The organism is Pseudomonas sp. MN1F (assembly GCF_009391885.1).
Taxonomy (GTDB): Bacteria; Pseudomonadota; Gammaproteobacteria; order Pseudomonadales; family Pseudomonadaceae; genus Aquipseudomonas.
The window spans coordinates 36,845-48,743 of sequence record NZ_VZII01000051.1 but is presented as its reverse complement, the minus strand read 5'-3'; the positions used below and the strand labels follow the sequence as shown (position 1 = coordinate 48,743).

Here is an 11,899-nt window from a genome sequence, read left to right as displayed (position 1 = left end):
GGCTACTTTGTATAGGGGGCTGCAAGGCAGCCCCCGGCTTCTCAGCGCTGATGCGGGACGAGGACCACCTGAGCCGGCATCGACCGCTGAATCTCATGCTTCTGTTTCAGCTTGAACCCGCTGTCGATCTTGTGAACGCGCTTCTGAAGCAGATTCTTGAGCCAGGGCGCATCTTGGGTGCGCGGCACCTGGAACACCACCTCGCACTGATAATTGACCACGTCCTTGGCAATCTCGTCGAGCTGGCGGCGCATCGCATTGATGTCGGTGGTCTTCAGCGCGATCACGGTGCTCGGCGCCGTTGGGTCGATCACCCGCGCCTGGGGCTTGGCCTCGGCAGCCTTCAGGGCCGCTTCGGCCTTCTCCAGCTCGGCCTTGCGCGCCTGGGTCACGGCGTCGCCGCCGGTCACCGCCGGTGCCTGCGGCATCAGCGCCCGGGCCCGCGCCAGCGCGGTGGCAGCCGCATTGACGTCGCCCTTCTGCAGCTCGATCTGGCTGCGTTTCAGATAGGCCTCGGCCAGCTGGCGCTGGTTTTGCTCCAGGCGAGCGTCATCAGGCGACTGCGCCTGCAGGGCAGCCAGCTGGTCTTCGGCGGTGGCCAGCTCGTTGCTGGCGATACTCTGTTGCAGCTGCTGCCAGGCATCGGCTTGGGCAGGTGCATCGGCCTGCTCGACCGGCGCGCTGGAACACGCGGCCAGGAACAGGGAAAACGCGGCAACAAGCAGATAACGGGATGCGAACGGCTTCATTCCTGCGACTCTCTATTTGCGCAAAAAGCGAGCAAGTCTACACCCAGGTGCGCACGCTCGAAAATAAGTCTTACAGACCCTTTACCCGCGGAAAGGTTGCAGGGTGCACCTGTGTGCACCCCGTTTTTCAGCGTTTTGGCAGGGCCAGGCTCAGCAAGAATAGCACCGCCGCGCAGACCACGATCGATGGCCCGGCCGGGGTGTCCTTGAACCAGGACATGGCCAGGCCACCGCACACCGAGGTGATGCCGATCAGGGTTGCGGCCAGCGCCATCTGTTCTGGCGAGCGGGCGTGCCGCTGTGCCGCGGCAGCGGGAATGATCAGCAGCGAGGTGATCAGCAACACACCGACGATCTTCATGGCCACGGCAATGACCACCGCGATCAGCAGCATCAGGGCCATGCGCAGGCCCGCCACTGGCAGGCCCTCGACCATGGCCAGTTCTTCGTGCACGGTGATTGCCAGCAATGGCCGCCACAGCACGGCGAGCAGCAGCAGGACCAGCGCGCTGCCGCCCAGGATCCAGGCCAGGTCGGTGGTGCTGATGGCCAGCAGGTCGCCGAACAGATAGGCCATCAAGTCGATGCGCACGTCATGCATGAAACTCAGCACCACCAGGCCCAGCGACAGGGTGCTGGGGGCGAGGATGCCGAGCAGGGTGTCGGAGGCCAGCGGCTGGCGTTGCTGCAAGGTCACCAGCAAAATCGCCAGCAACAGGCAGCCCACGGTCACCGCCAGGGCCGGGCTGACATCCAGCACGAAGCCCATGGCCACGCCCAACAGGGCGGCGTGGGACAGGGTGTCGCCGAAGTACGCCATGCGCCGCCACACCACGAACGAGCCAAGCGGGCCTGCCACCACTGCCAGGGACAAACCCGCAAGCAAGGCGTAAAGAAGAAAATCAGCCATGCTTGCAGTGCTCTCCGTGAACATGGGCGCCAGGGGCGACGACCGAGCCGTGCAGGTCGTGGCTGTGGTCGTGATGGTGGTGGTAGACAGCCAGGCTCGGGGCGTTCTGGCCGAACAGCTCGACAAAGGCCGGGTCGTTGCTGACTTGCTCGGGGTGGCCCGAGCAGCACACGTGGCGGTTCAGGCAGACCACCTGGTCGGTGGCGCTCATGACCAGGTGCAGGTCATGGGAGACCATCAGCACACCGCAGCCGTGGCGGTCGCGCAAACGGGTGATGAGGTTGTACAGCTCGGTCTGGCCGACCACGTCGACACCTTGTACCGGCTCGTCGAGCACCAGCAGCTGTGGCTCGCGCAGCAGCGCCCGGGCCAGCAGCACGCGCTGCATCTCGCCGCCGGAAATGGTCTGGATCGGGCTGTCGATGACCTGTTCGGCACCCACTTCCTGCAGTGCCGACAAGGCAGCCGCGCGGTCTACCCCGGGCACCAGGCGCAAGAAGCGCAGCACCGACAGCGGCAGGGTGGCGTCCACCTGGATTTTTTGCGGCATGTAGCCGATGCGCAGCTTCGGCTTGCGCCAGACCTTGCCTCGGTGCGGCTTGAGCAGCCCGAGCACGGCGCGCACCAGGGTGGTCTTGCCGGCGCCGTTGGGGCCGATCAGGGTGACGATCTGGCCGGGCGCCACCGACAGGTCGATATTGTCGAGCACCGCCTCGCCGGCGAAGCTGACACCGACCTGCTCCAGGCGGATCAGGGCGTCGCTCATGCTGCGCTCCGGCAGTTGGCGCACAGGCCGACGATTTCCACCGTCTGGGTTTCGACGCTGAAGCCCACGCCCTTGGCGCTGTGGATGATGGCGTCGCTGATGCTGTCCTGCTCCAGTTCGATGGCCACATGGCATACACGGCAGATCAGGAACTGGCCCTGATGCGCGTGCTCTGGGTGGCTGCAACCGATGAAGGCGTTGAGCGAGGCGATGCGGTGCACCAGGCCGTTTTCCAGCAGGAAGTCCAGGGCGCGGTACACGGTCGGCGGCGCGGCGCGGCGGCCATCCTGCTCGCTGAGCACGGCAAGGATGTCGTAGGCGCCCAGCGGCTTGTGGCTCTGCCACACCAGCTCCAGCACACGCCGGCGCAGTGCGGTCAGGCGCAGGCCCTGGCGCGTGCACAGGGCATCGGCTTCGGACAAGGCGCTGTGCACGCAATGGGAATGATCGTGGGGACGGTGAGCCAGCGGCGTGATGGACATGGGCAGCGACGGTTCTGGATGGAGACGTTATTATGTTACCTGTTTATCACGAGTCGAGTATTCATCGTGTCCCGATTCCTAGTGCTTTTTGTCGCTTTCATCGCCTGCTCGGCACAGGCTGACGTGCGTGTACTGACCAGTATCAAACCGCTGCAGCAGATTGCCGCTGCCGTGCAGGATGGCGTGGGCAACCCGGACGTGCTGTTGCCGCCGGGCGCTTCACCGCACCACTACGCCCTGCGCCCGTCCGACGTGCGCAAGGTGGGTGATGCCGACCTGCTGTACTGGATCGGCCCGGACATGGAGAACTTCCTGCCGCGGGTGCTGGGCAGCCGCAGCAAGCCGACGGTGGCCGTGCAGTCGCTTTCAGGCATGAAGCTGCGTCACTTTGGTGAGGACAGCCACTCCCATGAGGAGGCGGACCAGGACGACCACGACCACGATCACCGCCCGGGTAGCCTGGATGCGCACCTGTGGCTGTCTTCGGTCAACGCCCGGGTCATCGCGACGAAGATGGCGGCGGACCTGGCGGCGGCCGACCCGGCCAATGCGGCGCGCTACCAGAGCAACCTGAAGGCCTTCATCGAGCGCCTGGATGCGTTGGATGCGCGGATCAAGGCGCGGGTAGCCGGGATCGCCAGCAAGCCCTATTTCGTGTTCCACGAGGCGTTCGACTACTTCGAGTCGGCCTATGGCCTGCAGCACACCGGCGTGTTCAGCGTGGCGTCCGAAGTACAGCCCGGCGCGCAGCATGTGGCGGCGATGCGCAAGCGCTTGCAGGAAGTGGGCAAGACCTGTGTGTTCAGCGAGCCACCGTTGCGGCCGCGTCTGGCCGAGACCCTGACGGCCGGGTTGCCGGTGCGCCTGGCGGAGCTGGATGCCCTGGGTGGCACCGACCCGGTGGATGCCAAGGGCTATGAGCGCCTGCTCGAGAAGCTGGGTGGTGACCTGGCTGGGTGCCTGGAGCAGTTGTAAGCCTGTACCGGATTCTTCGCGGGCTTGCCCGCGAAGAATCAGAACAGGAACTAGAGGGCGAACGGCAAGTGCAACGCCACTTGCTGGCGCTGCGCCAGGCGCACTTCGAACTCGCTCGGGTCGTGGATCATCACATCCATCCCGGCAAACGATTCCGCCGCAATCAGGCGCGACAGCCAGAAGCGCACGCAGCCTACCCGCAACATCTCCGGCCACAGCTCGGCTTCGGCTGCGGTAAACGGCCGCAACGCCGCATAGGCCGCCAGCAGTGCCTGAGCGCGCGGCACATCGATCGCGCCGTGCTCATTCAGGCACCAGTCGTTCACGGTGATGGCGATGTCATACAGCATCGGCCCGGAGCAGGCGTTGTAGAAGTCGATCACACCGGTCAGGTGGGTACCTTCGAACATCACGTTGTCGCGGAACAGGTCGGCATGCAGGTTGGCCCGTGGCAAGGCCAGGATCTGCGCCTTGTGCGCGGTGATCTCGTCCAGCGCAGGCTGCAACAGTGTGACCTGCTCGGCGCTCAGGCGCGGCAGCAGCTCTGCACCGGATGCCAGCATCCAGTCCAGGCCGCGGTCGGTGCGGCGCTCGATGATGTGCTCGCGGGTGGCCAGGTGAATGTGCGCCAGCAGTTCGCCGACCTGGGCGCAGTGCTGGGCGTTCGGCGCCTTGATGTGCTTGCCCGACAGCCGCGGTTGCAGCAAGGCCGGCTTGCCGCACAGCTCGCGCAGGGCATTGCCGTCACGGTCACGCAGGGCATAGGGCACCGGCATGTCGGCAGCGTGCAGCACGTCCAGCAACTCGATGAAGAACGGCATGTCCTCGACCGGGCCGCGCTCGACCAGCGTCAGGACGAACTCACCCTGTTCGAGGCTGACGAAGAAGTTGCTGTTCTCGGTACCGGCGGCAATGCCCTGGAAGTCGAGCAGACGGCCCAGCTCGTACGGTGCCAGAAAGGTTTCCAGCTCAGGCCGGGTCACGGGGGTGAAGACTGACATGATGAAAAAAAGCCCATACGGGCACTTCCGCCGGGAAGTGCCGGGTTGATGTGAACGGTGCGCGCGTCAGCTTACCACTCGAAAATCTTCCAGGACGGGATCAGCATGTCCGGCTGGTCGGAACGAATGAAATTGGCATCGGTGCCATCGGCGCGTACCAGGAAATACGGCTTGCCGTGTTTCGGCGTGATCTTGATCGCATACAGGAAGCCATTTTGACGGTATTCCTGGATGGTTTTATCGCCTTCCGTGCGAATGGTCACCTCGGGATCGGCCGAGGGGGCGTCTTCCGCCGCCAGGGTGACGACCGGCATGGTTGCCAACAGGCCGAGCAGTAACAGGCGATTGAGTTTACGCATGATAACCTAGTCCCTTTGTCGTCATTGATCCGGCTATTCTAGCTCCGGACCCGCCGAAAAGGTTGATTCTGCTCATGAGCCAAGCGCCCCTCGTCCTGGTGGACGGTTCCTCCTACCTGTACCGCGCCTTCCATGCGCTGCCGCCGCTGACCACTTCCAAGGGCATGCCGACCGGGGCGGTCAAGGGTGTGCTGAACATGCTCAAGAGCCTGCGCAAGCAATACCCCGACAGCCTGTTCGCGGTGGTCTTCGACGCCAAGGGCGGGACCTTCCGCGATGCCATGTTCGCCGAATACAAGGCCAACCGCCCGAGCATGCCCGACGACCTGCGGGTGCAGGTCGAGCCGCTGCACGCCAGCGTCCGGGCACTGGGGTACCCGCTGCTATGCGTAGAAGGCGTCGAGGCCGATGACGTGATCGGCACCCTCGCCCGCAGCAGCGCGACCCGGGGCCGCCCGGTGATCATCTCGACCGGCGACAAGGACATGGCACAGCTGGTGGACGGCCACGTGACCTTGGTCAACACCATGACCGGCAGTGTGCTGGACGTGGCCGGTGTGCACGAAAAGTTCGGCGTTGGCCCGGAACACATTATCGACTTCCTCGCCCTGATGGGCGACAAGGTCGACAACATCCCGGGCGTGCCTGGCGTCGGTGAGAAAACCGCTGTTGGCCTGCTGACCGGAATCGGCGGTGGCCTCAGCGACCTGTACGCCAACCTCGACAAGGTCCCGGCCCTGGCCATCCGTGGCGCCAAGACCTTGCCCGCCAAGCTCGAGGAGCACCGCGATGCAGCGTTCCTGTCCTATGAGCTGGCCACCATCAAGTGCGATGTACCGCTGGATGTGGAAGTCGAAGCGCTGGTCTGCGGCGAGCCTGACCGCGAAGCGCTGCTGGCGCTGTACACCGAGATGGAGTTCAAGAGCTGGATTGCCGATGTGCAGCGCGATGCGGCCAGGGCCGGCGATGTTGTCGCAGCGGTCGAAGTGCCGGCCGCCACGGTCGAGCCCAAGTACGAGACCATCCTCGATCAAGCCCGCTTCGACGCCTGGCTGGAGAAGCTGCGCCAGGCGCCGCTGTTCGCCTTCGACACCGAGACCACCAGCCTGGACGCCCAGCAGGCGCAGCTGGTTGGCCTGTCGTTCGCGGTCGAGCCCCATGAAGCCGCTTATGTGCCGCTGGCTCACGACTATGAAGGCGCACCGGCCCAGCTGGACCGCGAGGCTGTGTTGCTGGCGCTGAAGCCGCTGCTGGAAGACCCGGCCAAGGCCAAGGTCGGGCAAAACGCCAAGTACGACATCAACATCCTTGCCAACAACTCGCCAGCCATCGAGATGCGCGGTGTGGCCTACGACACCATGCTCGAATCGTACGTGCTCAATTCCACTGCCACCCGGCATGACATGGACAGCCTGGCGCTGAAGTACCTCGACCACACCACCATCGCCTTCGAGGACATCGCCGGCAAGGGTGCCAAGCAGCTGACCTTCAACCAGATCAACCTGGACAAGGCCGGCCCTTACGCCGCCGAGGACGCCGACATCACCCTGCGCCTGCACCACGCGCTGCAGGCGCGCCTGGCGCAGACGCCAAGCGTGCAGCCGGTGCTGATGGACATCGAGATGCCGCTGGTGCCGGTGCTGGCCAAGATCGAGCGCCAGGGCGCGCTGGTCGATGCTGCGTTGTTGCAGGTACAAAGCGGCGAGCTGGGCGTGAAGATGGTTGACCTGGAGCAGCGCGCCTACGCGCTGGCCGGCGAGGAATTCAACCTCGGTTCGCCAAAGCAGCTAGGCGCGATCCTCTATGACAAGCTGGGCATGCCGGTGCTGAGCAAGACCGCCAAGGGCCAGCCGTCCACTGCCGAAGCGGTGCTCGACGAACTTGCCGAGCAAGGCTACCCGCTGCCTGAGGTGCTGATGCAGTACCGCAGCCTGAGCAAGCTCAAGAGCACCTACACCGACAAGCTGCCAGGGCAGATCAACCCGCGCACCGGGCGTATTCACACGTCCTACCAGCAGGCAGTGGCCGCCACCGGGCGCCTGTCGTCGAGCGACCCGAACCTGCAGAACATCCCGATCCGCACCGCCGAGGGCCGACGCATTCGTCAGGCGTTCATTGCCAGCCCCGGCTACAAGCTGCTGGCGGCGGACTATTCGCAGATCGAACTGCGCATCATGGCCCACCTGGCCAAGGACGAAGGCCTGTTGCATGCCTTCCGCAACGATCTGGACGTGCACCGCGCGACGGCGGCGGAAGTGTTCAACGTAGCGCTGGAAGACGTCACCACCGACCAGCGCCGCAGCGCCAAGGCCATCAACTTCGGCCTGATCTACGGCATGAGTGCGTTTGGCCTGGCCAAGCAGATTGGCGTCGACCGCAAGCAGTCGCAGGACTACATCGACCGCTACTTCGCCCGCTACCCGGGCGTGTTGGCCTACATGGAGCGCACTCGCGCCCAGGCCGCCGAGCAGGGCTTCGTCGAAACCCTGTTCGGCCGTCGCCTGTACCTGCCGGACATCAACGCCAAGAACCCGGCCCTGCGCAAGGGCGCCGAGCGCACGGCGATCAACGCGCCGATGCAGGGCACAGCCGCCGACATCATCAAGCGCGCCATGGTCAACGTCGACAACTGGCTGAACGAGAGCGGCCTGGACGCACGGGTGATCCTGCAGGTGCACGACGAACTGGTGCTTGAGGTGCGTGAAGACCTGGTCGAGCAAGTGAAAGATGAAATTCGCACGCACATGAGCAACGCCGCGCAGCTGGATGTTCCGTTGGTGGTCGAGGCAGGTGTTGGTTCGAATTGGGACGAAGCTCACTGATTGAGCGGGGAAAGGTGTGTAGGATCTGCGACGTAGTGACGCGGATCCTGGCATGGCTCGATGCCATTAGTTCAGGAGTTGCATGAAACTATCGCAAATAGTTTTGAGCGCTCCGGAACTAAACCGGTGAAGCGGAACTCAGAGTAACTGAATGGCTGGTGAAGCCTTTCGATGCTCCTATGTTGTGTTAAGTGTTGGCAGATACCTGGACCCCGCCCTAGCGGTCCAGACTTGAACCCCGAACTTCCCCCTCCCCATACGAAGTCCGGGGTTTTTTTTGCCCGAAATTCGAGTATCGGTCCCTGCGGGCTGCCCACAGGGACCGGTATCTACAGATCAGGCAACCGGCTTGTCTTCCAGTTTCATCCAGTCAGCCAGCACCCGGTAGGCTTCTTCCAGGCCCAGGCGCTTGGGCGCCGAGAACAGCTGGATGGTCGCCGTGTCACCCCACCCTTTACGGATTTCCGACTGCACCTTGAGCAAGGTGTTCTTGCCAGCGCCGTGGGTGAGCTTGTCGGCTTTGGTCAGCAGAATATGCATCGGCATGCCACTGGCTCTGGCCCAGTCGAGCATCATCTTGTCGAAGTCGGTCATCGGGTGACGCACATCCATCATCAAGATGATGCCTTTCAGGCAGTCACGGCTGCCCAGGTAGGCTTCCAGGTGCTTCTGCCAGTGCTGCTTGAGCGGAATCGGGACTTTTGCATATCCGTAGCCCGGCAGGTCGACCAAACGCCGTTCATCGTCCAGACTGAAGAAATTCAACAGCTGGGTGCGCCCCGGGGTTTTCGAGGTACGCGCCAGGCTGGCATGAGTCAGGGTATTGAGGGCGCTGGATTTGCCGGCGTTGGAGCGGCCGGCGAAAGCCACCTCGTAACCCTGGTCGTCCGGGCATTGTTCGACCTTGGCAGCGCTGAGGGCGAATGTGGCTTTCTGGCAGAGGCCGAGGATGGGGTTCTTGACTTGCATGGGATATCCGATGTGGGTGTTGCCAAAGCCGAGGCTGGCAAGCGGTGTCGTTTCCGTTTGGATGGCGGAAGTATATAATGCCCCAGTTTTTGTGTGCTCATTCTCTCAGCGAAGGGGAATGTGCATGGGGTGTCGAACAATAGCTCGCGCATCAGAACGCAGCGCGTCCCCCAACCCTGTCAGGTCGTTTCGCTTGGCGAAATGGCTGCTAGCTGTCGGTATGTTCCTGCCGTTTTTCAGCGCACAGGCTACACAGGATCCCGAGGCGTTGTACAACCGCACGTGTGCGGCCTGTCACGCCGGGCAGTTGCCACAGGCGCCCCAGAAGGGTGACCCGGCAGCTTGGGAGCCAAGGCTGGCGCAAGGCATGGAGCAGCTGGTGGTGCATGTTACCCAGGGTTTCAAGGCTATGCCGCCGCGTGGATTGTGCATGGACTGCAGTGCCGAGGACTACCGTTTGGTCATCCTTTGGATGAGCGGCAGTCCCGATACATAACATTTCACCCTTAGCCGTGTTGGATTAGCTGATGAACAAACTAGTCGTGAGTCTGCTGTTGACCCTGGGTGTCGCAGGTGCGGCCACTGCTGCGCAACCTATCAAAGGCGATGCCGCCGCTGGCCAGGCCAAGACGGCCGTCTGTGGTGCTTGCCACAACCCGGACGGCAACAGCCTGGCGCCGAACTTCCCGAAACTGGCTGGCCAGGGCCAGCGCTATCTGGAAAAGCAACTGCACGACATCAAGTCGGGCAAGCGCACCGTGCTGGAAATGACCGGCATGCTGGCCAATTTCAGTGACCAGGACCTGGCCGATATCGCCGCCTGGTTCTCCAGCCAGAAAGGCAGCGTCGGTGCTGCCGATCCCAAGTTGGTCGAGCGTGGCCGGGCGCTGTTCAATGGTGGCAACCTGGAAAAAGGCATGCCTGCCTGTACCGGCTGCCACTCGCCCAACGGCGCGGGTATCGCCCTCGCCGGCTTCCCGCACCTGGGCGGCCAGCATTCGCAATACGTGACCAAGCAGCTCACTGACTTCCGCGAAGGCAACCGCACCAACGACGGCGATGCGATGACCATGCGCACCATCGCCGGCAAGCTGAGCAATCATGAGATCGAAGCGCTGGCCAGCTACATCCAGGGCCTGCATTAACATTCGGTTAATGCTGCAACGCTAAAGATGAAAGGGCGGCGCGGGCCGCCCTTTTTTCTGTCCGCAGCCGTTACACTACAGAACTCGGGCCCTTCGCCACCGGTCACAGCACAGGTCGCGTCGAGGCGACCAATGAATGCTCAGGAGTAAAGCATGCGTAAACTGATTCTCAGCGCCGCGCTGGTCGCTGCCAGCGTCTTCGGGATGACTGCCGTCCAGGCTGCAGAGCCTGCCACTGCCGGCAAGGAATACATCGAGCTGAGCAACCCTGTTCCGGTATCCCAGCCAGGCAAGATCGAAGTGGTCGAGCTGTTCTGGTATGGCTGCCCACACTGCTACCACTTCGAGCCGACTATCAACCCATGGGTCGAGAAGCTGCCCAAGGACGTCAACTTCAAGCGCGTACCGGCCATGTTCGGCGGCCCGTGGGACGCCCACGGCCAGATGTTCCTGACCCTCGAAGCCATGGGCGTCGAGCAGAAGGTTCATGCCGCAGTCTTCGACGCCATCCAGAACCAGCGCAAGCGCCTGACCGACCCGCAAGACATGGCCGACTTCCTCGCCACCCAGGGCGTCGACAAGGACAAGTTCCTCGCTACCTTCAACTCGTTCGCCATCAAGGGCCAGGTCAACCAGGCCAAGGAACTGGCGAAGAAGTACGAAATCACCGGCGTACCGAGCATGGTGGTGAACGGCAAGTACCGCTTCGACCTGGGTACCGCAGGCGGTCCGGACGGCGTGCTGAACGTCGCCGACCAACTGATCGCCAAGGAGCGCGCCGCTAAGTAAGCGGCGTACCCCATGCGCCGCTTCAGAACCGCGCGTGGCATTGGCCTGCACCAGCCGCAGGTCAACGAGCATCACCTGCAGGCCACAGGCCTGCCCGAGGATGGTCGTCTGCGGCTGCTGAGCTTCAACATCCAGGTCGGCATCAGCACCGAGCGCTACCGGCATTACCTGACCCGCAGTTGGCAGCACCTGCTGCCGCACACCGGGCGGGCCGGTAACCTGCAGAAAATCGGTCAGTTGCTCAACGACTTCGACCTGGTGGCCCTGCAGGAGGCCGATGGCGGCAGCCTGCGCTCTGGCTACGTCAACCAGGTGGAGCACCTGGCCCAACTGGGTTCCTTCCCTTACTGGTACCAGCAGCTCAATCGCAACCTCGGGCGTTTTGCCCAGCACAGCAATGGCGTGCTCAGCCGCCTGAAGCCGCAGCTCCTCGAAGATCACCCGCTGCCCGGCCCGGCCGGCCGGGGTGCGATCCTGGTGCGTTTTGGTGAGGGTGAGGATGCGCTGATCGTGGTCATGATGCACCTGGCCCTGGGTGCCAAGACGCGCGCCCTGCAATTGGGCTACATCCGTGAGCTGATTGGCGGCTACCGCCATCAGGTCCTGATGGGGGACATGAATACCCACGCAACCGACCTGCTCGAGCATTCGCCCCTGCGCGATCTGGGCCTGATCGCACCCCAGGTCGAAGCCACCTTCCCCAGCTGGCGCCCGCAGCGCTGCCTGGACCACATCCTGCTCAGCCCGAGCCTGACCCTGGAGCGGGTCGAGGTGCTGGCGCAGCCGATTTCCGACCATCTTCCCGTTGCGGTGGAGATCCGATTGCCTGATGCACTGACTGTGGATACGCTGCCGGTCTTGAGCTAGATCAGCTAAAGCGCGGCAAGCCCTCAAGTGTTCGCTGGGCGCGCCGACAGCGTGTAATTACACAG

12 protein-coding genes and 1 pseudogene are annotated in these 11,899 nt (G+C 63.5%); 6 read left to right on the top strand and 7 right to left on the bottom strand.

Features of this window, described 5'->3' with window-relative positions; translation table 11 throughout:
* Positions 1 to 41: 41 nt before the first annotated feature.
* From F6X59_RS23695 to zur, 4 genes are all read right to left on the bottom strand, one after another.
* Positions 42 to 749: a PA5502 family lipoprotein gene (locus F6X59_RS23695; protein WP_152958430.1), complete on the bottom strand. Its 708-nt coding sequence runs from the start codon at positions 747 to 749 to the stop codon at positions 42 to 44.
* A 127-nt stretch (positions 750 to 876) separates the two neighbouring features.
* Positions 877 to 1,659 carry a zinc ABC transporter permease subunit ZnuB gene (gene znuB / locus F6X59_RS23690; protein WP_152958429.1) on the bottom strand — a complete coding sequence of 261 codons (783 nt, stop codon included), beginning with the start codon at positions 1,657 to 1,659 and terminating at the stop codon, positions 877 to 879.
* Entirely contained in the window at positions 1,652 to 2,425 is a 774-nt protein-coding gene (gene znuC / locus F6X59_RS23685; protein WP_152958427.1) for a zinc ABC transporter ATP-binding protein ZnuC, read from the bottom strand. The genes znuB and znuC overlap by 8 nt, the downstream gene beginning before the upstream one ends.
* Positions 2,422 to 2,907 (bottom strand): zinc uptake transcriptional repressor Zur, encoded by a 486-nt coding sequence (gene zur, locus F6X59_RS23680; protein WP_152958426.1) that lies wholly within the window; start codon positions 2,905 to 2,907, stop codon positions 2,422 to 2,424. The genes znuC and zur overlap by 4 nt, the downstream gene beginning before the upstream one ends.
* Positions 2,908 to 2,925: 18 nt before the next feature.
* On the opposite strand from zur, the gene F6X59_RS23675 reads away from it, so the two are divergent.
* Entirely contained in the window at positions 2,926 to 3,882 is a 957-nt protein-coding gene (locus F6X59_RS23675; RefSeq protein ID WP_152958425.1) for a zinc ABC transporter substrate-binding protein, read from the top strand.
* Positions 3,883 to 3,932: 50 nt separating this feature from the next.
* Here the strand turns inward: F6X59_RS23675 and F6X59_RS23670 are convergent, their stop codons facing one another.
* Both F6X59_RS23670 and F6X59_RS23665 read right to left on the bottom strand, forming a co-directional pair.
* On the bottom strand, positions 3,933 to 4,883 hold the full coding sequence (locus tag F6X59_RS23670; protein ID WP_152958424.1) for a homoserine kinase: 951 nt from the start codon (positions 4,881 to 4,883) through the stop codon (positions 3,933 to 3,935).
* Positions 4,884 to 4,954: 71 nt separating this feature from the next.
* Positions 4,955 to 5,242: a DUF2782 domain-containing protein gene (locus tag F6X59_RS23665; RefSeq protein ID WP_152958423.1), complete on the bottom strand. Its 288-nt coding sequence runs from the start codon at positions 5,240 to 5,242 to the stop codon at positions 4,955 to 4,957.
* 74 nt (positions 5,243 to 5,316) lie between these two features.
* Here F6X59_RS23665 and polA point away from each other — a divergent pair, with 74 nt between their 5' ends.
* Entirely contained in the window at positions 5,317 to 8,064 is a 2,748-nt protein-coding gene (polA, locus tag F6X59_RS23660; RefSeq protein ID WP_152958422.1) for a DNA polymerase I, read from the top strand.
* Between the two features lie 336 nt (positions 8,065 to 8,400).
* Here the strand turns inward: polA and yihA are convergent, their stop codons facing one another.
* Positions 8,401 to 9,033, bottom strand: coding sequence for a ribosome biogenesis GTP-binding protein YihA/YsxC (yihA, locus tag F6X59_RS23655; RefSeq protein WP_152958421.1), 633 nt, complete (start codon positions 9,031 to 9,033; stop codon positions 8,401 to 8,403).
* A gap of 193 nt (positions 9,034 to 9,226) precedes the next feature.
* Between yihA and F6X59_RS23650 the strand changes: the two genes are divergently transcribed.
* The 4 genes and pseudogenes from F6X59_RS23650 (at position 9,227) to F6X59_RS23635 (ending at position 11,834) form a co-directional block, all read left to right on the top strand.
* Positions 9,227 to 9,529 carry a cytochrome c5 family protein gene (locus F6X59_RS23650; RefSeq protein WP_152958420.1) on the top strand — a complete coding sequence of 101 codons (303 nt, stop codon included), beginning with the start codon at positions 9,227 to 9,229 and terminating at the stop codon, positions 9,527 to 9,529.
* Between the two features lie 31 nt (positions 9,530 to 9,560).
* Entirely contained in the window at positions 9,561 to 10,178 is a 618-nt protein-coding gene (locus F6X59_RS23645) for a cytochrome c (protein WP_152958419.1), read from the top strand.
* Positions 10,179 to 10,331: 153 nt separating this feature from the next.
* Positions 10,332 to 10,967: a thiol:disulfide interchange protein DsbA gene (dsbA, locus tag F6X59_RS23640; protein WP_152958418.1), complete on the top strand. Its 636-nt coding sequence runs from the start codon at positions 10,332 to 10,334 to the stop codon at positions 10,965 to 10,967.
* Positions 10,968 to 11,001: 34 nt separating this feature from the next.
* A pseudogene (locus F6X59_RS23635) lies at positions 11,002 to 11,834 on the top strand (endonuclease/exonuclease/phosphatase family protein).
* The last annotated feature ends 65 nt before the right edge of the window (positions 11,835 to 11,899 follow it).

What these genes read in the sequence shown, in the direction of transcription:
- F6X59_RS23695 (WP_152958430.1), bottom strand. Translation starts at nt 749, where the DNA reads ATGAAGCCGTTCGCATCCCGTTATCTGCTTGTTGCCGCGTTTTCCCTG.
- F6X59_RS23670 (WP_152958424.1), bottom strand. Translation starts at nt 4,883, where the DNA reads ATGTCAGTCTTCACCCCCGTGACCCGGCCTGAGCTGGAAACCTTTCTG.
- znuC (WP_152958427.1), bottom strand. Translation starts at nt 2,425, where the DNA reads ATGAGCGACGCCCTGATCCGCCTGGAGCAGGTCGGTGTCAGCTTCGCC.
- dsbA (WP_152958418.1), top strand. Translation starts at nt 10,332, where the DNA reads ATGCGTAAACTGATTCTCAGCGCCGCGCTGGTCGCTGCCAGCGTCTTC.
- polA (WP_152958422.1), top strand. Translation starts at nt 5,317, where the DNA reads ATGAGCCAAGCGCCCCTCGTCCTGGTGGACGGTTCCTCCTACCTGTAC.
- F6X59_RS23645 (WP_152958419.1), top strand. Translation starts at nt 9,561, where the DNA reads ATGAACAAACTAGTCGTGAGTCTGCTGTTGACCCTGGGTGTCGCAGGT.
- znuB (WP_152958429.1), bottom strand. Translation starts at nt 1,659, where the DNA reads ATGGCTGATTTTCTTCTTTACGCCTTGCTTGCGGGTTTGTCCCTGGCA.
- F6X59_RS23675 (WP_152958425.1), top strand. Translation starts at nt 2,926, where the DNA reads ATGGAGACGTTATTATGTTACCTGTTTATCACGAGTCGAGTATTCATC.
- zur (WP_152958426.1), bottom strand. Translation starts at nt 2,907, where the DNA reads ATGTCCATCACGCCGCTGGCTCACCGTCCCCACGATCATTCCCATTGC.
- yihA (WP_152958421.1), bottom strand. Translation starts at nt 9,033, where the DNA reads ATGCAAGTCAAGAACCCCATCCTCGGCCTCTGCCAGAAAGCCACATTC.
- F6X59_RS23665 (WP_152958423.1), bottom strand. Translation starts at nt 5,242, where the DNA reads ATGCGTAAACTCAATCGCCTGTTACTGCTCGGCCTGTTGGCAACCATG.